The 21,053-nt window shown below is 42.7% G+C and carries 14 protein-coding genes; 7 read left to right on the top strand and 7 right to left on the bottom strand.

Translation table 11 applies throughout. The features are described 5' to 3' along the window. The 5 genes from CWS43_RS10980 to eamB all read right to left on the bottom strand — a co-directional run bounded on the left by CWS43_RS10980 (position 1) and on the right by eamB (position 5,524). A complete protein-coding gene (locus CWS43_RS10980) occupies positions 1–1,314 on the bottom strand; it encodes an FAD-binding oxidoreductase (RefSeq protein ID WP_101076991.1) in 1,314 nt (437 codons plus the stop codon). 432 nt (positions 1,315–1,746) lie between these two features. After that, on the bottom strand, positions 1,747–2,604 hold the full coding sequence (locus tag CWS43_RS10975) for an MBL fold metallo-hydrolase (protein WP_101076990.1): 858 nt from the start codon (positions 2,602–2,604) through the stop codon (positions 1,747–1,749). Between the two features lie 417 nt (positions 2,605–3,021). After that, the gene (locus tag CWS43_RS10970) at positions 3,022–3,558 is read right to left on the bottom strand and encodes a hypothetical protein (RefSeq protein ID WP_101076989.1); all 537 of its coding nucleotides are present in this window, start codon (positions 3,556–3,558) and stop codon (positions 3,022–3,024) included. Positions 3,559–3,897: 339 nt separating this feature from the next. Then, positions 3,898–4,497: a hypothetical protein gene (locus CWS43_RS10965; RefSeq protein ID WP_101076988.1), complete on the bottom strand. Its 600-nt coding sequence runs from the start codon at positions 4,495–4,497 to the stop codon at positions 3,898–3,900. A 439-nt stretch (positions 4,498–4,936) separates the two neighbouring features. Further along, positions 4,937–5,524, bottom strand: a complete 588-nt coding sequence (gene eamB, locus CWS43_RS10960; protein ID WP_101076987.1) for a cysteine/O-acetylserine transporter — start codon at positions 5,522–5,524, stop codon at positions 4,937–4,939. Between the two features lie 113 nt (positions 5,525–5,637). Here eamB and CWS43_RS10955 point away from each other — a divergent pair, with 113 nt between their 5' ends. The 5 genes from CWS43_RS10955 to CWS43_RS10935 all read left to right on the top strand — a co-directional run bounded on the left by CWS43_RS10955 (position 5,638) and on the right by CWS43_RS10935 (position 11,764). Continuing rightward, positions 5,638–6,513 (top strand): LysR family transcriptional regulator, encoded by an 876-nt coding sequence (locus CWS43_RS10955; protein ID WP_101076986.1) that lies wholly within the window; start codon positions 5,638–5,640, stop codon positions 6,511–6,513. Positions 6,514–7,166: 653 nt separating this feature from the next. Further along, a complete protein-coding gene (locus CWS43_RS10950) occupies positions 7,167–8,240 on the top strand; it encodes a CBASS cGAMP-activated phospholipase (RefSeq protein WP_101076985.1) in 1,074 nt (357 codons plus the stop codon). Beyond that, positions 8,240–9,538, top strand: a complete 1,299-nt coding sequence (locus CWS43_RS10945; protein ID WP_101076984.1) for a cyclic GMP-AMP synthase DncV-like nucleotidyltransferase — start codon at positions 8,240–8,242, stop codon at positions 9,536–9,538. The genes CWS43_RS10950 and CWS43_RS10945 overlap by 1 nt, the downstream gene beginning before the upstream one ends. Further along, positions 9,538–11,310: an E2/UBC family protein gene (locus CWS43_RS10940; protein ID WP_101076983.1), complete on the top strand. Its 1,773-nt coding sequence runs from the start codon at positions 9,538–9,540 to the stop codon at positions 11,308–11,310. The genes CWS43_RS10945 and CWS43_RS10940 overlap by 1 nt, the downstream gene beginning before the upstream one ends. A gap of 40 nt (positions 11,311–11,350) precedes the next feature. Then, positions 11,351–11,764, top strand: a complete 414-nt coding sequence (locus CWS43_RS10935) for a Mov34/MPN/PAD-1 family protein (protein WP_232776894.1) — start codon at positions 11,351–11,353, stop codon at positions 11,762–11,764. Between the two features lie 343 nt (positions 11,765–12,107). Here CWS43_RS10935 and CWS43_RS27755 read toward each other — a convergent pair whose 3' ends face one another. Both CWS43_RS27755 and CWS43_RS10925 read right to left on the bottom strand, forming a co-directional pair. Beyond that, the gene (locus tag CWS43_RS27755; RefSeq protein WP_157825383.1) at positions 12,108–12,710 is read right to left on the bottom strand and encodes a hypothetical protein; all 603 of its coding nucleotides are present in this window, start codon (positions 12,708–12,710) and stop codon (positions 12,108–12,110) included. A 9-nt stretch (positions 12,711–12,719) separates the two neighbouring features. Continuing rightward, on the bottom strand, positions 12,720–13,082 hold the full coding sequence (locus CWS43_RS10925) for a mCpol domain-containing protein (protein ID WP_101076981.1): 363 nt from the start codon (positions 13,080–13,082) through the stop codon (positions 12,720–12,722). A 1,328-nt stretch (positions 13,083–14,410) separates the two neighbouring features. Between CWS43_RS10925 and CWS43_RS10920 the strand changes: the two genes are divergently transcribed. After that, a complete protein-coding gene (locus CWS43_RS10920) occupies positions 14,411–17,311 on the top strand; it encodes a hypothetical protein (RefSeq protein ID WP_157825382.1) in 2,901 nt (966 codons plus the stop codon). Positions 17,312–17,531: 220 nt separating this feature from the next. Further along, entirely contained in the window at positions 17,532–20,126 is a 2,595-nt protein-coding gene (locus CWS43_RS10915) for an AAA family ATPase (RefSeq protein ID WP_101076979.1), read from the top strand. Positions 20,127–21,053: the final 927 nt, after the last annotated feature.

Genomic DNA, 21,053 nt, shown 5'->3' with positions numbered 1-21,053 from the left:
CTACATCTCGCTGCGTGAACGCCAGCGCTCGCGGGCCATAAAGCTTTTTACACCCACATCCAGGAACGGACGCGGCGGCAGATAGTTGGCGCGTCCGACCGCTTCCATATCCGCAAGCAGCGGGTTGTCTTCACCCAGCGCATGTTCCGCCAGTAAGCGGCCAAACGCGCTTTGTTTTGAACTGCCTGAACCGTTACAGCCTGCCGATGAATATACGTTTTCCGACAAATTCCCCCATACCGGTGCGCCATTGCGCGTAATGCTGATCAGACCCGACCAGGTATACGCCATATTGACGTCCTGCAACTGCGGATAAATCCGTGCAAAAAGTTTCTGATGGCGGCGCGCGTGACGGCCCGTTTCAACCGCATCCGTCACCAGACCCGGCGCAAAATTAACGTGCTCGCGTATCAGAAACCGGTGGTCAGTTGTATAGCGCAGCGTGGCACCTGCCAGCGCATTCACCGGTGTTGACCCCCACGCAGAGATATCGCCGATGAGGCGCTGCTGTCCGGTTGTCAGCGGCTCGGTGAGGGTGGCAAACGTCGACATCGCAAATACATTGCCTTTGAACAACGGCAACCCGCGTGCGGCACCGTTAATCGCCAGCATCAGTTTCCTTGCGTGGACTTCGCCGTGCGGCGTTTCGGCGCGGATGGTGCCCTGCGTTTCGATTTTCAGCGCAGGGGAATTGGCATAAACCGTGACGTTCTGCGGCAACGTCGCCACTAAACCGCCGATCAGCGCCGCCGGATTGACCAGAATACAGTTTGGCGTATACACCGCGCTGCGGTAAAAATCAGTGCCCAGGCGTCGTTTCAGGGCCGCATTATCGAGATATTCGAAGCTTTCACCGAGCGTGGTCAGCTCTTTCTGATAATGCGCAATTTCGCCGTCAAACTTCTCGCTCACCGCGCAATGATATTTTCCCGAATTCAGCCAGTCGCATTCGATTCCGTACTGGTCAACGGTATCTTTCAGATGATGAAGCCCGTACTGCAACAGGCGGCGGTAAGTATTGGCATGTTCCAGCTCGGCCGATGTGCTGCCGACGGTGTGGGGTAAATCAATGACAAAACCAGAGTTTCGCGCCGAGGCATTATCGGCAACATCCAGTGCTTCGAGCACGACGACGTGTTCATGCGGGCGAAGCTCAGCAATCCGGCGGGCAAAAGCCAGCCCGGCAAACCCTGCGCCAATCACCAGCCAGTCGGCCGTTACTTTTCCCCGCAACGCCGGATGACGAGGCGTATCGCCCCGCAGTGCTGCCCAGCCGTTGATATTCTGATCAAGTGGTAAATTTTTAATTTTCATTCGTGACATCAAATCGTTATCCCAGGAGGTTAGATCCTAAGTTATGGACGTTTAGATGTCTAATGCGCAATGGTGATAAACATATATTCGGGTAAGGGGAATCGCTCCCGACGCGTGGGATAATTATGACGATAAAGAGGGGATGATACTTTTCTGTCGGCGGAGCGTCAGCGGGAAGCAAAAATCATAATAATCAGTCAGGTACCAGCAACCCGTCATTGATAAGGTCGTAAGCTGGTTCCACCAAACCTTGGGTAAGCCGGTATCTGAGGCCGCGAAGAAGCCGCTCGATCCGAACGCAAACCTTTAAATTTGAAATGAAGTCCAGGAGCAATTTGTACTGGCCTGCTCATTACCGGGCCGATATGAAATCAGGTAAAACATCAGAATGACGCTTTACCTGTGATGATTAAAAACAAAGTTCAAATTCAGCTATATTTCGACCGGCATGTTCCTCAATGATACAGGCCAGTCACCCGGCCAGACGTAATGATCTTTGAGAATCTTAGCGCTGTATTCCAGACAAATACGCACGGGGAGATTCGGATAGATTCGATCCATTTGTGCGATAAGTTCCTCGCTATTTGATGTCTTAACCATCTGTTTTCTAAAGTCATGAATATATTGGCGTGTGAAGCCGATCGCTGAAGGACTTAATGACGGGGTGAGCGAAGCATGACCCGGTATCACAACGTCAGGGCAGAGTTCTTCCAGAACATCGAGGTCATGCATCCAGCGCGCCTGGCGTTCTTCATTACGCATGTCAGCAATCCAGACGTGAGCATTATCGAATACCACATCAGAGGCAATAAGGGTTTTCAATGAAGGGATCCATAACGGCGCAATGGTGATGCAATCCCCGCTCATCATGCCGAGGATTTTAATTTCTTCGCCTTCAAGATAAATGATGTCGGTTTCTATCATGGTGACGTTAAATTTAATATTTGCGCCATTCTCTTTTAAAACAGTATTCCCCCAATAGTTTATTTTGAAGTCATAAGCATCATTTACGTCATCAGCCACTTTTTTATAAGCGATAACCTGAGCATCTGGCCAGACTGCTTTGATCACTTCAAGCCCTAAGAAATGATCAGGATGCAGATGTGTAATAAATATTTTAGTGAGATTTCTTTTTGTTTCAATTAATTCAGCAACCAGTCTGTGGGCATTAGCAATGGTAAACTGTGCATCGACCAGCATCGCTTCTTTCTCTCCCATTATGATTGTTGAAATGACGCCAAAACCATCATGAGAATCGCTACTTACAAAGACTTTAGTGGATAAGCTCATAGTAAATACCTTATTTAAAATAACGTTTATAATATAAACCCCACAGTTTTTTTTGATACCCTGAATAATGGATGATAACCATCTGAAAATCAGATATTCCCTTTGGCCGTACTGTTGTAATATCGGTGAGAGCCATTATCTTCCAGGCTCCACGAAACGCAAATCACCGGCTTAAGTTTCCTTAAGCGGGCGTTGTTAATTTGATTCCTCTGGCTGGGTGCATTTTTGCCAATAACGGGCCAATAAACGACCACCAACAGAGGAGGGTTACTTAAAGCAGGCGGGGGCCAGAACGAGCCGGCACGAAGTGGCAGTGTCCCCGAAGATGTCTGGCAATCTGCTTTGTGGCAGAGCGAATGTTGCCGGTTAATTAAAAAGTAAGCCAGGCCCTTCTTCTTTATATGTTTGTATAAATAATTATCTATACTCTTTGAAGTCTCTTTTACTTAGAATTCCACCTTTGGTTTTGTTCTTAATGGTATTCATGAGTTTGTTTAATACCTTTCTTTCTCTCGGGTCTTTAAATTGCTTATTCATCTCTTTCTTTTTTATAGGGTCCAAATATTTACAAACACATTCAGACATCTGCCAGAGAAAGAGCTTTTTCATGAAAGCACCTTGCAGGCCAGGAGGTGAGGCTTCAGCTTGTTTATCCGGTAAGTTATATTCCCTTTCAGTTGGAAACTCCCCAAAACCTTTCCCCAGATTATCATCACCATATGTTACCATGCGAAAATCTGGAAATAAATCATTAAGCGCTTGAAAAGATAAATTGGAAGGATACAAATTTCCTTTATCAATTTTTGTTTTAATCACTAACCCAACAGTAATAGTTTTTGACTTAACATCGACTGAGTTTTGACGAAATTTGTACTCATCAGCAAGCATATATTTAGCAAGTATAGAGGCTAAATCTTGTGGGGTTCCTAATTGTTTATATTCAGGCTTTTCCATGTTTTTATTTCTCTTTGTTAAAATAATAACTTAAGCAAAAAGGCATTATTATATGCCGCTCGCGGTATAGAGGCGGCTATCCTGTATAAAGAACTCATATTCCCGTGTTAACGGGCCGTATGAACCTGACCAGCTTCTCATTATCAACGACACTCCAATCCAGTTCTGAGATTAATCATTGTGGCACAATAACCTGAATCGTGTGGCAAACTATGCCTGCTTCTCTCCCATAGCCAGAGTGCAACATAACGGCATCTTCTGTAGTTAGCCTGCCGATATGTTCATCTGCCTGGGCAATGCCAAATTGCCTGAGACAAGGTATAACTTGCTCATGATAAATTACAGTGCTGTGCCGGGGTATAGCTCAGGATTCGGGTGGAAGTTAGGATCTTCGAAGCTGGAGTTATTGAACCGTTTTTTTGCAGCAGGTCCATTGTATTTGTAAGTCACGTCAGGATTGGGAGTGAGATGCCATGCGGTGCCGTCTTTGTCGCGTTCGATCAGAGACGCGGCAGAGGTACATAAATCTCCTGAGCCTTCATTGAGCATAAACTGATAATAGTGCCCTGCTTTTGGGATGAACTGGATTGTAATGTAGCAAGACTTCGTGCGTGGCCCCTCCCACATCATCGCCACCTCCGTTTTGATATCAGGCCGGACGCGTGTTTCATAGTAGTCGAAGGTCAAATCTTGCCCTGCTTTGGGCATGCCCATATCCTGTGTGTTGATGAATGGCAGGGGACCTGACCGGACGACGCCCCCTGAGCGGACACCATTTTCATATTGATAGATAGCAGCATGTTGCGTGTTGTTAACGATACGAACCCATGCGGGGTTTGGCTCATTATCAGGCGCATTAAAGTAAGTTGTATGAGGGAAATATTGGCAACCAGTAAACAGGGGGAGGGACAGTAAGCATAGTGAAGTGCGCAATGACATGGTTAGCATCCTTTGCAATGTATTTGGTGTTCTTTCTGAAAACGAAAACACTCTGCGCCAGGCTATTTTCTGTAACTATCTGAATTGCTTTAGCTCTGAAGTTTGTGATCCCGGAACCGAACGATTGCGTAAATCCATCCGGTAAAGTTTTTTCGCTAAGTGGATGCCACTCTACGTTAAGCACAAACTCTTCACATGGGATAATTCCCTAATCTCGCAACATCCCCAAAAGCAAAACGCCCGCTTAAGTTTCCTTAAGCGGGCGTCTCTAATTTTTGGCTCCTCTGACTGGACTCGCCTTTGCCAGCAACTGACTAAATATTTTTCTTGATAGCAAGACTAGTTCTTGAGGGCTGCAGCGTGCCAGGAGCGGACGTTACCCGCAATTATGCTTAGCCCATTGCAGGTAGTCACAAAACGATATGTTCCCTAAACGTTATCAGAAAAACATTCTGATAGAACAATACACGAGCAAAAGAGCCAGGATGCGATTAACTAACCGGCCATGCTTGCGAAACAGTGACTGGAACATATGACCAGCAAGAGCCCAGACCAGATTCCCTAAGCACCCTATGATGGCAAGCAGGATGCTTACGGCAGTAACCCATATAACGCTCTGCGTATAAGGCAACACGAATGCAGAAAGGGCCGTAATTCCATAAAGAATAATTTTCACGTTGGCAAACTGAAGCCAGAAACTTAACCAGAAACTCAGAGGTTTGGTTGCATGATCTGAAGTGGCAGGTGAACTATTCGCAATTTTCCATGCGAGCCAGAGGATATATGCAGCCCCAGCCCAAACTAACCATCGAGTAGCAGACGGCAGTATGCTGATCAAACTATAGGTGAATAAGCCGCAGGCCAGCATAAGCACTAAAAACCCTGTACTCATCCCTGCCAATGTACGAAGACTCCTTCGGAAACCGTATTGGTTAACCGAGCTAATAGCCAGAATGTTGTTCGGTCCGGGTGTTAACGCGGTAATTAATGTGTACGTTAAAAAACCACTGATGATAGTAGGTGTCACTTGTATTCTCCTTGTTCCCAGAGCATATTAGCCACGCCAAAGCATTCAAAAAAGCGAATGTTTTGAATATCAGAGTTTCAAAATTTCGATGTTTTCAGATGGAGAGTTGCACGGTGGACCTGCGTCGTTTCATTACTTTTAAAACCGTTGTTGAAGAGGGTTCTTTTGCTCAGGCCGCCCGAAAGCTTTGCTGTACACAATCAACCGTCACTTTTCAGATTCAACAATTGGAACAAGAACTTTCATACCCCGTATTTGAAAAAGTTGGTCGCCGAATGGCGCTGACGCCCGCAGGGAAACTACTGCTTCCTAGAGTTCGTGAACTGACGCGCGTACTGGAGGGGATACGTCAGTTAGCCTCCAGTGAAGAAGACGTTACCGGCGAGTTGAGGGTGATGGTCGGAGAAACCTTACTTGCCTACAAGATGCCCGATGTTCTCAGGTTATTCAGGATAAAAGCACCTAAAGTTCGCCTGTATCTTCAGTCCGTTAACTGTTATGCAATAAGAGACTCACTTATTAATGATAATACGGATCTTGGTGTTTTTTACCGAGTTGGTCATGATGAAGCGTTACACATGGAGCATTTCGGGAAACAGGAACTGGTGCTGGTAGCTTCTCCTCAGTTCAGTAATTTCGATTTTACTAAATGTGAGCAGCATATTCCGGTCAGCTTCATTATCAATGAACCGCAATGTGTATTCAGGCAGATATTCGAAGCGACTCTCCGTGAAAGAAAGATCACGTTAGAGAATACGATTGAACTCTGGAGTATTGAGAGCATTAAAAATTGTGTGGCAGGCAATCTGGGGATCTCATTTCTACCACGCTTTAGTGTCTTACGAGAACTGGAGACAGGTGAGTTGAAAGAACTCCCTTTTGCTAAAACGCCATTGTCAATAACTGCACTGTGCGCCCACCATGCAGGAAGAACGGTCAGCCCAGCAATGAAATCCTTTATTGAGTGTATGCACCAGTGTCTGAGTTAGGACATTTTCAGCAATTGACTTGCTCCCCATAGATTTACAAACAGAAATGCGAACAGTTTTTTGATTTGATTTGAGAAAGTTGTGAACTTCCGCACCTCGCTCTTAGCCGCCTTTGCAGAAACCACCAAAACCAAAAAGCCCGCTTCAGTTTCCTGAAGCGGGCTTCTCTAAATTTGGCTCCTCTGACTGGGATCGCCTTTGCCAGCAAGTGGCTAATAAGTAAGCTAAACCTGAATTTCATTTATGTCAAGACCGCCGGAATGACCACCAAGTGCTGAAATGCAACAGACCATACAGTAGCTCCTAGCCAGTCGTTTATCGAGTTGGTTTCTCTGCGCAAATTAATGACCATATCAACATCGGATTGAACATATATTCAAAATATATGTCTTTTTTATCGAAAATACAGAGGGGTATGGAGGGCAGGCGAAAAGATAGCTACGCATACGTCATAGACAGATTCTTCATTTAAGTTTAACACCTGCTTTTATTGGGATTTAAATTCAATAATTTTAAGATAACCAGTCTTAATGAATGAATTTTTTTAAAAAGAAGAACTTTCAACTTTTTGCAAAAGCACTGATTATTTGTACATTGAAAAGATAAAAAACAGACACATCTTATAGGTATATTTTCAGGTGATGGAAAGGGAAATGTCTGAATTGAATGCAGTCAATGAATACGGTGTACGTATACTGAGCCTGAATGGTGGTGGGGCTAGGGGGATGTTTACAATCAGTGTGCTTGCTGAGATAGAGAGGATAATTGCCCTCAGGCAGCCTGGCTGTGAAGTCAAAATTGGAGACTACTTTGACCTCATCACGGGGACATCTATAGGCGGGATACTTGCGCTAGGCCTCGCTACAGGCAAGAGTGCTCGCGATTTGGAACGTGTTTTCTTCGATAAAGCGAACGACATTTTTCCAACAAGATGGGGGATCACCAATCTTTTTAAATCACTTGTTGCACCTATTTACAGTAGCACCCCTCTCCGTGAAACCGTTGAAACGATGATCGGCGGTGAAACCACGTTTAATGACCTGACCCGGAGAGTAATGATTCCAGCTGTGAATCTCTCAACAGGAAAACCTCAGTTTTTCAAGACACCGCACAACCCTGATTTTACGCGCGATGGGGGGCTTAAACTGATTGATGCTGCGCTAGCAACCTCGGCCGCACCAACATACTTTGCCCCACATTATTGTGAAGATCTTCGCACTTATTTTGCGGATGGTGGTTTGGTTGCTAATAACCCCAGCTATATCGGTCTGCTGGAAGTTTTCAGGGACATGAAGTCTGATTTTCCTGATGTTACTCATAAAGATATACACATACTCAACATCGGTACAGTCGGTGAAGAGTATTCACTCAGTCCGAAGTTGCTTAGCAAAAAATGGTGGAATGGATACTGCCGTCTGTGGGGTGCAGGTAAACGACTGGTTCTTACAACTATGACGGCTAATCAACACCTTCATAAAAGCATGCTCCTGCGTGAGCTTACACTCTACGAAGCGTTCGATAACTATACCAATCTGGATGAAGTGATACCTAATGAAGCAGCCAGCGATATCACTCTTGATAATGCCACGAAGAGTTCTATGGAAAATCTGAGTGCAAGGGGAAAACAGCTCGCTAATGTACAGTTCGCCCAACTACAGAAGCTTAAAACCTTTTTCACCACACCTGCAAAACCCTTTAAGCGCACAATCGTGCAGGAGACACTCTGATGCATTGGGATTTTAACAATTACTATAGCCACAATGTGGATGGCTTAATCAGTAAGCTCAAACTGAGTAAAACTGAATCCAATACACTGAGAGCGCTTCGGCAGACAGTTCGTGAGAGAACAAGGGATGTGTTTAAGGAAGCCCGAGAAGTCGCTACTGATGTAAGAAGGCAAGCACTGACCCTTGAGAATGTCAGATTGAAGCTTGAGAAAACGAATGTTCGTTACCTTTCTCCCGCAGACCGCGCCGATCTCGCGCGACTTATTTTTGAAATGGAAGATGTGGCCCGCGATGACTTCATCAAATACCAGCCTCGTTTTGCTACGCAGGGGAGTTTTCAGTACGATACCTTGAACAGGCCTTTTCATCCAGGGCAGGAAATGGATATCGATGATGGCACCTACATGCCAATGACCGTATTTGAATCGAAACCCAGCATCGGGCACACTCTGCTGCTGCTGCTTGTGGATACGTCACTGAAATCGTTAGAAGCTGAGAACGCAGGATGGACATTCGAAGAAAAGAATACCTGTGGCCGCATTAAAATCCCTCATGAGAAAACACACATCGACGTACCTATGTATGCAATTCCTAAGGATAAATTCCAGGAAAAGCAAACAGCAGCAGATTCTGCACACCTCATAAAATCTGACTCAATGTTTGAGTCACTAGCTTTAAACCGGGCAGGCCTTGCATCATATGTCGTTGAGTCGGACAAAGTGAATTTAGCGATACGTGAAGGGACCAAAAGATGGTCGATTAGTGACCCTAAAATTGTAGAAGACTGGTTCAACGAGAGTTGTAATCGTATAGGCGGGCACCTTCGGTATATTTGTCGCTTTATGAAAGCCTGGCGAGATGCTCAATGGGATGTTGGAGGTCCATCATCAATCAGTCTGATGGCCGCGATTGTAAATATCCTCGACAGAAAGGCTCATAATGGTGCCGACCTTACAGGGACCATGAAACTCGTTGCCAGTTTACTGCCTGAGGAATTCAATCACGGACTGGAAAGCCCCGACGATACTGACGCAAAGCTGTTGTTCCCTGCTGAGCGTGATCAAAACGTACACCAGAGAACCATCGTTGAAACCATGGAAAGTTTACACGGGATTTTGCTTGATGCTGAGAGTTCAGAAAGCAGAGAAGATGCGTTACGTAAAATTAATGAAGCATTTGGGAAACGCGTGACAAATGCTTCGTTAATCACATCAATTGCTGCTGCTCCTGCATTTCTCAATTCCCCGACCAAAGATCCCGTATTCAAGCCTATCAACAAAACAATGGTAAGTGGCTAATGGAGGACGGGCAACTCCATAAAGTGATGACAGGCTGCGGGTATCGCTATACGCTTGCCCGCAATCTCCCTGAAAAAGCTATTCTGCACAGCAGGGAGCGTGGTGCAGGATATTACACGAAAGAGTATGTGACTGACGCCGGTAACTTTAACGTTGCTCTGGTGATTCGCCCAGACCCTTTCACAGAACTACCGATAGCCTTTATTATTGAACAACCGGAGCAGTTCCTAAACTGCCTTATGCCCCACGTAGCCCTGGAAGGGTTCCTCTGCTACGTTGACCAGATGGAAGCAGACTGGGATTCCAACTACCTGGAAGGGACATACAAAGAAGTTGATGCGCAAATACAACTGACCCTCATTAATTCGGTATCCGCTGCCACGAAAGGGCTAAATGATAAAAGAGAACTGGAAGGGGAATTTGCCGCATACTGGCACCCCAGCGAGACACTCTTTCTTCTGTCAAACGCTAGTCGGGGGACCAGCCTTAAAACCAGTCTGGCGAAATCCACCCTGTCTGATGGAACCACCAGACAGGAGTACATAACGGTTGAAGAATCCTCATCAGAGGACTCGGAAGCCGTTATTACCACATGGCTCAAGCAACGGTATTTCCCTCGGAATTCATTAAAAGAAATCTCTGTCAACACACACTACATTTCTGTAAACCCCAGTCGTCTTGCCGGGATGAAATGGCCACCGGCTTCATTTCGTGACTTACTGGAATGGCTTGAAAAATCAGACCACAATGCCAGAGACAGAGTCATTGAACACATCAAAGCTGAAGGTAAGAAAAGGTATATTTTTCTCTTTGATGTTTTAAACCAAGACATCTTTGCTATCTATATTGAGTTCAATACGCAATCTGTTGATTTCAGGAGACACAAGAAGTCAGCTAAAAACTCAACAGTAAAACTAGCCACGATGTTAGGTGGCAAAAATGTTTGTACTGAATATCAAAGACTGGGAGTAATTCGTGCTGATATTGCGACGCTCCTCAGCCGAAATGCCCGACGAGCAGGTGCAGCAAGCCTCTCAGAAAAGCGCGTAGCGTTGATAGGCTGTGGCACAATTGGTGGATATTTGGCTGAATTATTGCTCAGGAACGGAGCTGGATGTGGCAAAGGTTTACTACATCTTTATGATAATGATATCTATAAACCCAGTAATTTTGGTCGCCATACCTTATCGTCACATGATTTTGGGTCGTACAAATCCCTTTCACTGGCGACAAGACTCCAGGATTCATTACATCTGCAAACAAAGATTGTTGGATTCAATGAACAATTCCGTATCAGCACAGATGTAATGCAGAAGTACGACATAATCATTGATGCGACAGGACGTCCCCCGGTATCAAAACGCATCGCTGCGGTGGTGAGGAAAATTCCTTTGGAACAAAGACCATTTATTATTCACGCGTTCAATGATGGTAACGGCCGGGCATCAAAAGTCTTTATTGATGATGGCCGAAGCTGTTATGGGTGTATGGTTTCTAACCCCGCTAAATACCGTGACGGAACCGATTTGCGGTTTAGTGCTCTTAATAATATATCAAGTGAGAAAAATAAAAGCTGTGGTAGCACTTACACCCTTTATGATGCGGCAGTTAGTAACGTAACGGCATCTCTGGCTCAGATGGCCGTGTTAAGTACTCTCGAGCCAGAGTTAAAGTGGACTTACAATGAACATGTCCTTGAAGGCGGGCGTTCGCTCAGACCTCAATTTTTGCCACATCAACCTAACTGTTCTGTCTGTAATGAACATAAATGAATTGGTATTTATCGACGAATGTGACCACCATGTAGTGGTCATGAGTGAAGTTGTTCGACTGCTCCAATCCTATCGTCAAATGTATTATGGCAGTACCGAGGCCGGAGGAGTTTTAATCGGAGAACGCCGTGGACAGCACATTGTAGTCACTGACATTTCAGTACCTGGTCCTGGTGACATCAGGTCACGTAACCGATTTGAAAGAAAGGGTGATCACCATCAGCAGAAAGTATACGAATTGTTCAAACAGTCAGATGGCTTTCTTGTTTATTTAGGCGAATGGCATACACATCCCGAGGATTTTCCTCAACCGTCGTATACAGACATAAAATCATGGCTGACCGGTCTGATAGCAACAGAACCAATGGTCTTGCTTATTGTAGGTAGAAAAGGCGAATGGCTAGGTTTAAAAAACGGGAATGACATTAAAAGTATAAAAGAAAAAAATAGATAAAGTTGATGAATGTTAATCTCTTTCAGATGTTAATCTTTTTTAAGAGTATGGTTAGAGTGTTAAAAAATTTAATGTGAGGCCATTGTTTGGATGCTTAATTGAAGTATCGAAAAAACACCTATCAAAATTCCCTTGAAAATTCTTACAAGTGGTGTATTTCATAGCAATCAGTTATGATAAGACCTTGATATAGCTTATGGAATGTTCGAGGGTAGTATTGAACTAAGAAAAGTGACTGCTGAAAGGGAATTATCAATAATTAACATCTCAGCAGCGCGAATTAGTCTTCTATGTTAAAAGAACAATTAATGCTTGAGTCGTAGTAATTCAAGTGTTCTTGTGGCTAATAAAAAGATATATCAGAGTCAGTGTTCAGTGATATTCTTTTAATCGATATTCTCCCCACGGATTTCCTATCTGTATAATAACGACCAGAAAGTTGAAGGGCATTGCTACTTTCAATTACGTCGAATATTGTCGAGCCAATATACTCGCTCCAACTAGGGTTTTTAGGGGTTGACTTGTATACATAATACAATTTGTTATTATCCAGCTCCTTGGTCGGTGTCGCTTCTAAAGTGACAGATTTTACTGTGGGGCCGTGCATTTCTATCCTTGTTACAAGGAGCGCTTGCTTTATTTTTGCACGAACTTCAAACTCATGATTTGTCTCTGTAATTATATGTCCAACCCAAATTCCATTTAAATCAGGATAGATATCCTTTTTGAGAATTTTTATTATTCTCCATATTATTCTTGATGTTTTTGGTGAGAGAAGAAAAAAGTTAATGATAATGGATGCAAATGATGATATTGATAGCAATTTGAGCAAGCTTAAGTCGGATGAGAGAAGGGCCTTAAAGATCCAAAATGAAAGTATTGTGACAAATAAAGAGATTAGTGATACCGTTTTTAACAACCAGTCAAACCTTATTATCCTAAACATTTCGCACCATTATATGTCTTTGTAAATGGAAATCATATTCTTACCGTTGCTTTTAGAATTTAATAATGCAACATAGGCTTCTCTTAGACTCGCTCCCACACCCGCCGAAAATGTAATCCCGTCAAAAGAGTAGGATTTTATTTTATCAAATACAATGTTAAGGTCGACATCGACATCATCGTCTGTTTTTGCTGTAACACCATCTGCGGCTTGGAAAATTATCTCAAATCGATTGACTAATAGCATGTTGGATATTTTTTTTGTTGTTTCATTTAATTTGTTGCTAATGCATGCTAATTTCTCTTCTGAATTTGATAAGTATGATGAGGTAATTTTTCTTCCCACATCATCTCCATCTATCGCTATGTACATATTAACTCCAATCCATTATGGTTTATTGCATTTAAGACATTATTATATCAATCATGAGTGTTTTAAAGCAAATGAAATTATTTGCTTTAAAAAGTTGCATATGTAAAGTGCGTGTATATTCGATGAGACAGAGTTTGTGCCTTGAATGTTTAATGTCAGTTTGAGGTGTAATGCGAGAAATCAATATTTGGAAGTCTCTCAGTAATATTATCTATCCAATATTAATCCTTACGCGTTCTTAGCAACTCATAACCTGTTATTGTGTAGTCATCAGTTATTCCTATGATGGTAATCTCAAAACCAAGAATTTAAATATTGGTAGGATGTACTTATCAATCATTATTATAGTGATATTCAAGGGCGGAGGCTGGGATATGAACATGCAAATCCCATTTACGCCAGTCTGACCCTTCGGGGGTATAGGCCCATCGTTATCTCCTTTTAACAATAATGTTAGTTATTTTTATTTACAAAAGCTGTGTCAAATCAAAATTATTGTCATAATGCCTAAATTACAATTGTTAAGATCAATTGGAGGCAAAAATGATGTTTGGACTGACCCCGCCCCGGTAGACGATCCTGCCATATAGTTGGACTGACCCCACCCCGGTAGACGATCCTGCCGTATAGCATGCTAACACCTACTAGAAGTTCCTGTCAGTGCAAGTCTCCGGCTCAACACTACCACACTGTTTCACCCCTGCGGAGCAAGGGGCGCTAAGTCCGGGTATGCAGTGTCAGTTTTTTCTCCCGCGTGATTTCCGTTCCCGTATCTGGTTCCGGTTAACCGTTTCCCAACACAACCCGTCCCACAAGGGTAAATGGCACGCATTCTGCGCTCTTACGTGTCGGAACGATGCGGATGGATAGTAGCCATTAGCTAGTCTCCCTGACGTTGGCACTCTGGGCTGAAGCACATGGCATTATGTTGAAATGCATTAAGCGGGCAAAACGACACTAAATGTAATTATCGACAGCTCAGTCTGCCGTATCGGGCAGAAAAAACGGATTTTTATCAGTTTAGTACGCTGAATGAAGCACTTGAAATCCTGGAGATCTGGATGAATATAACAGCGAAACGCTCTTGTGGATTTCAGAATGACCAAGTACTGAAAGAGAATCAACTGATGGCTGAGAACCCGAGAATCCTAAGAAAGTTCGTGCAACTAAAATTGGTGCGCTTACAATTTGTCTGACTTGTTTAAGAGCGTTGTAGCCTCTTTCAAACAGTTTGAGTAATTTCTTGACTCAGACCGTTGGACTATTGCAGGACAGATGCAACAGTAATCCATAGACAGATTAAGATTTAAACCACATTTGAGACGATTATGACAAACCCTCTTGAGTTAACTAGATATATTCGATATCAGCTTTCAGAATTAGGTGCTCAAAATGCCCATCATGAATTTGAGCACCTCACTAGGCATTTGGCAAGAGTTCGCATATGTAGCAATATTTTGCCGGCTACCGGACCTGTAAGCGCCGGTGGTGATGGCGGTCGTGATTTTGAAACCTTCAAAACTTATAACGATATCCCTTTAACGCCTGACAGCACATTTCAAAGATTAGCATCTGGACAACGAGAAATTGCCTTTGCATGTTCGCTCCAAAAAACAATCACACCTAAAATAAGAAAAGAAATCAAAAGGGTGAGGGCTATTGATAAATATAAAGCCATGGTGTTCTTTTGCGAGGAAAATCTTCCAGTTGCAAAGAGACACGTACTACAGAAAGATGCAGAGTCTTTGGGGATCGACCTGCAAATATTTGACGGAACGGCAATTGCCGAATTGTTATCCGATCGTGATACCTTCTGGATTGCACAGAGCTATCTTCAGATACCCTCTGACTTAATGCCTGCATCAGATGAAAGCCCTGACTGGTATCAGGAGCTCGTGGCAAATTGGAAAGACAAGCAGCCTTTACCATTCAGTTACTCGGATTTCTTCGAGCTGAAATTTGGCGTAAGACGCTCAACATTCCATGAGGCCGCTCGTCCTGATTTAAAAATGTGGATCGAAAAACTTCAGGTCTATCGAGAGGAATATTCACTACGTGAGCTTCATAGGTGGGCGAGCTATGAAATAATTGTAGCCTCGATCAGAGGGATGGCCTCATTTGATGACCTCGAAACAATAGTTCTCGATTACTTTTCAGATCTAGAAGACCACTTAGGAATAGGTGACCTAGTGGATGCAGTAAATCTTAGAAATTACCTAATAGGGGCCAATGACGCGAAGCTTTATCCTGTCACAGCACCTGGTTTACCTAAGATCCAAGAACGGCTAGTTTCAATCTTCGAGACTGGTACCATTGATGCGCTAGGCCCAGGTCGCCGCGCTGACCTACTTCGACTACAAGGCATTTTACATTTATCAATATTCAAGGAAGGAAAAGCGCATCTCGAAACCGTCGCAGGCTACTGGGATAGAATGCTTGACGAGGCAGAAAAAACAAAGTTCTTCCCCACTCAAGAATTTAATGCATATTATGAATATATTCTTGATTTACTTGAACACCCTCCAGAGCTTGCTGAAATTGCCCCTCGCCTAGATGAATTGATAGCGAAACGTTCGGGTTCGAAAGAGGCGGGAGGAAATGCTGAAGAACGTGGGGATAAGTATGAAAATAAAAAGGATATGCTTGGTGCACTTAAAGAATACCAGCGTGCTAGAAAGCTATTTTATAATGGTGGCGATGAGCTCGCGTTAATCCGAGTTGTGCTGAAGATGGCTGAAATTTTTCTCTCCTTAGGTCTTTGCTATGCTGCAAAATACTACGCACTTTCCGCCGCCTGGATGTCTACGAATCCCTCCAAAAAAGAATTGGGCCAATGCCTCCCTCATGCTTTGTTATCAGTTTCAGAGATAGTATATAGCAGTGGAAATTTCGTTGGATTTGCCCATTACGCCTATCTATCACGAGCGGCGGAGCTGTTGCATGGTAGTGTGAAGCCTTCCAGCCCAATAGCTGAAAATATTGGACATATCTGTGGGCTCCTCGGTCTTCTTAAGAGAAAATCACCGGAGCATTACGAAAACCTTGAGCCTGGTTTTTCTGAATGGCCTACTGAAGTTTTTGGCGATTTATTCGCAATTAGTAGCGGTCTAGGGTTTTGGAATAACGGATCAATAGAGGATATAACGTCGGATATAAGTGTAATGCTCGTTGATCGACCATGGGGGGACTTGGCAGATACTCGGGATGTTCGCTGGGCTGCTTTAGGAATAAATTGGAGATGCACGTTCAAAAATGACTACGTGACCACTGTGGCTGCTGAGGAGTTCATGTCACAGCTCCAAATTGCGCTATCTGCAATTTCGATTGAAAAAGCTGATCTTGTTCTGATACCCACGAATCTGAACTTAGCGCTTTCAATAGCCAATTCAAATGAAACCGGAAGTATCGGAGAGGCTGAATTCGATGGCAGAGAATGGAGTCTAACGATTGATCTTCCCATAGAAAAACCAAAATCTAAGTTGAATCTAAATCGGTTTAGTACAATTTTAGTACAAATAATTGGCAAGTTCTCATTGTTTAATACTCGGGATTTTATGTCGCATTCCACCACTTGGGGGAAAACTTTTATGGAGATCGGCTTCAGCTTCCGATCCTATGAGGAAGTATTATCGGAATTCACACCAAAAGGTACTTTTGTTGACAAGATCAAACTTAGCTCCAAAACACCGTTCGAATTCACTGGCATAAGTTCTGAATTCTGCTGCCTACCTGAATTTTCCGGGATCGCGCCAATCTATGACAGAAATAAGCAACTGACAATTATTTCAGACAGATACAAAGCTGCAATTCCAAATGTTCAGTACACAGTGCGCAACTTATTAACTGACGCACTCGCTACTAACTTTTTTAAGAGCTTGCGTTTTGATGGAATGAAGGATTGGTACTTACTCTGCATAGCAAGCGGGTTGGCTATGAACGTCAGAGGTGCCGAAAAAATTAATGTTAAGATCACCCCCGAAGTTTCTGAGGAACTACTCAAAATTTCACGTCAAACTGAAACTCCAGAGTCAGCATTAAAGCCTGAGGACTTTGATTTGAGCTACTTGCCAGCTTTCGAGCTAGGATTCGCACCTTTACTTATGTCGTCTCTCGGCCTAAACCCTGATCATGAGCTTCTCAATGATCCTATGACATTGCAAACTGTAAAACAGCGATTCAATCTACGAGTTGACGATGTAGACCATTCGGAAATCTTCGTGTGGGAGTAGTATAAGCCCACATGTCGATAACTTTCTGGCCAAGTCTTTTAGACAGACTGCCGACAGGGGAGTCATTATCATGCCGGAATTCTGTTTCTGAATGGAGCAGGATTTTGGGTCAGGGTCATTTTTTTGTGATAAAAACCATTAAATAATATGGGTATTTGTTTTATAGTTTCTACCTTAGAACGGCTCTTGGTTACTCAATTAGATTACTAAAGGAACTTGTATGACACCTATCGAGAGTATTGCTGATTGGTCCAAAAAAAAACCAGTTTGGTGGAGGCATGCTTTAAAGTTAACATTAATGCATGGAACTCTAAGGCAAGATGATTTAAATGAAATATTGAAGGTCGCACATATGGAGCATGGTCTTCTTGAGCCTGATGATATATTTGAGGAATCATCAAAGCAATTGGATTTTTCTGGCTATACATCTGAGCAATATGAAGTTTCATTAAAATCACTTTCTGATATAAAGGGTGTTGGTTTGTTAGCAGAAAATCAGACTATTAGCTTTCCTAATGAAGGGTTGTTTATTATTTATGGTGATAACGGTGCAGGAAAGTCAAGTTATTCAAGTGTTTTAAAAAACACATGCTTGACCCGAGGGGACTGTCCGCAAATAATGGGGGATATATTCTCAAAGCAACAGGTTCCTCCTCAGGCTAAGATTGGTGTATCTCTTAATGGTAAAGATGAGGTTATCTCGTGGAATAAAAATACGCCTAGCATCGAAGTATTAAAATCCATAAGGGTATTTGATAGTTCATCTGCAAGTCATTATGTTAATAAAGAGGATGCTCTTGGTTTCAAACCAATCGGCTTGAATTTACTTGCAGAGCTTGTAAGTGCGATAAATAGCGTTAAGTCTCGTATTGAAGAGGACCTAATGCCTGGTAATGGATTCGTAAAACTAGAAGGATTAAGTTCTTCCAGTGTTACAGCTAACTTTTTGCGTAACCTTTCAGCCGAAACAGCTGAAATTGAAATAAAAAATCATTGTATAACACCGCAAGAAATTGAAAAAATAGAACCTCTTAAAAGAGAGATTCTACGATATAAATCTCAGACGGCAGAAGCCTTAAGAAATAATCTTCGGCAAAGAAAATCAGTAATAGAACCGTTAAAGACATTTTGCGAAAGGGCAATAAATCTACTGGACGACAAAGCTGTTGATGCGCTGAGTACGCTTAAACTAAAAAAGGATAGCGCTGAGGGTTTATCTGAAGAGCTTCGCAAGGCAACACTTATAAATTTACCTTTGGAAAATATTGCAGGTTTAAATTGGCAGAAATTATGGCAAGCAACTCAACTGTTCATTGAACACGATGTGAAACACCAACATTTCCCGCTGATTGAAGGTGAGTATTGCCCTGTTTGTTTGCAAGAAGTTGGTAAGGAGAGTGAAAGCAGAATGGATATGCTTTCAAGATATTTAAAGGATCAAACTGCTCAAGATGCGAAATCTGCAACGGACGACTATGATAATGCGATAAAATCTTTAAATTCTCTTTCATTAGATCTATCGCCTTATCCAGCAGCTATTTCTCTATTGAACAATGAATACGAATCCATAGGTAATGAAATTATTGATTTGGTTTCGAAGTTCGAGAGTAGAAGAGCGATACTAACAGGTGTTCTAAACCTACCCATTCTCCCTTTGAATTTTGATTACTTTGAAAGCCTAAAAAAAATTATTGAAGGTATTAATGCGAGTTTGTTATCAGTTAGATCCGATGAAGAACTTTTGGAATTTATTTCAAAAAAAGAGGCAGGCTTAACACATCTTGAAGATATGAAGTATTTTACTAGCCATCATGATAATATTGTTTCTAATTTGAGAAGACATAAAATAATAAAGAAACTTGAAGCCATTCAATCTCAGTGTGGAACCACATCTATTTCAAATTTGTCATCGGGCATCTATCGGCATGGAGTAGTACAGCCACTTGTTTCTGCATTTGATAATGAATTGAAAAGTTTTGGATTTGAACGCTTTAGAGTTAAAGTTGAGTCCCGGAATAGATCTGGTGCCCAACAATTTAAATTATCATTGGCTGATGAAAGTGATAATGTTATTGGTGCTCTGGGCGTTGCTAGTGAGGGGGAGCAACGTTGTATTGCAATCGCTAGTTTCTTAGCAGAAATGAAAGCTGATTCGAGAAAATCGGCCGTAATATTTGATGATCCAGTCAACTCCCTTAGTCATGAATGGAGTGGACGGGTGGCTCAGAGATTGGTATTAGAGTCGAAGAATCGTCAGGTTGTAGTGCTAACTCATAACATCGTTTTCTATAAATTATTACTTGAGGTTGCTGAAAAAACAGATGCTGTATATGCTAGTATAGCATTAGAACGTTCACGTAAATTTGCAGGAATAGTCAGAGATTCTGCCCCTTGGGAGGCAATGACGACGCGCGCTAGATACGGCGTACTAAAAGTTAAGTTGCAAGAATTAAAGAGGCTTGAGAAAAGTGATACAACTACAACATCTGAGTTTCGTAATTCTTGCTATCAGTTTTACAGTTATTTGCGCGAGGCGTGGGAGAGATTAGTAGAGGAGAAATTACTTAACAAGGTTGTTACACGTTTTGAACGCGGCATTGCCACGCAGCGGTTATCTAAACTTATGGACATTTGTCAAACTGATATAGATAGAGTGGACGATGCCATGTCTAAATGTAGTACTTATTTCATAGGGCATGACAGTGCTGCAGCAGTTGGAGGCCCTAATCCTACAATTGATGAAGTGGAAGGTGATTTAAATTTATTCCTTGAATTTCTTACTGAGCTTGAAGGTAAAATTAGAAAGCGAAGTTAATTTATCGAAATCAGCTTTGCTTTAATGGCAGGGCTGGTTCTGTGGTTTTTAAATTTGCGATGTTTCTGATTTGATTTCTATAATTACGTCAGTATTCGACGACCCGATGCTTATGAAGAATTATTTTTTTGTGGGGTAATAAATTATAATTCTGAGTAAGGTTGTTTAGTAATGGAAGTGCCAATTTTCGGGTATTATATGTGATTCATTGAATGTTGTGTCATGTACCACAAAACCACCATCGATTGCCTCTCACCTTGCCCGGCGACATCCTTTCCCCATGAATAGTTTAGACGCTTTGCTGGCCGAAATTCAGGAAAAGCAAGGAACTGATCGATTTTGTCCGCTCTTTAACGCTTGGTTGAATCTTAAGAAATACCTTGCCTCATATCTAAATAACGGCCGTTGAGTCGTAGCGAGCTATAAAAATTGAGAAGACAAAACCGGGGAGAGGTGCCTGCAATTTCTGCACCAGATCCCATCTTCAAGAAGATGTGTTTCAGGAATGCATTCGTGATGCTTGGGATACCGGCAAGACGATTTTCTCATCGGGTAACTCTGCACTATCGGAACAGTTGACGACGGCAGGGTGGTGAATGGGAACCTCAGGATGAAACGCTCGGGCAAGAGGGATGGACTGTGCTGAAGAGAACACTGACAGAACGAGCATGATGCTTGCAAAAAGGTTACTCTGGATATTCATTGTTTATCTCCTGATGATATTCATCGCTCCAGAGAATACGCTTGTCACTCTTTTTATTAGTTTTCCTGAATTAAAAATGCACGGTTTTATGTGATTCTTCCGTAAACGTTATTACATTAATTAACATCAAGTTTCTATCTCCGAATTGAGGTTAAAAAATAATTGTCTTGATTTTTATCATACAAATTTACCGGCAGCTCAGATCCGAACTAATACCGTAAATC

The organism is Rahnella sp. AA (assembly GCF_002834385.1).
GTDB lineage: Bacteria > Pseudomonadota > Gammaproteobacteria > Enterobacterales > Enterobacteriaceae > Rahnella.
The sequence above is the reverse complement of the archived record's forward strand: the minus strand, read 5'-3'. Positions and strand labels throughout refer to the sequence as shown.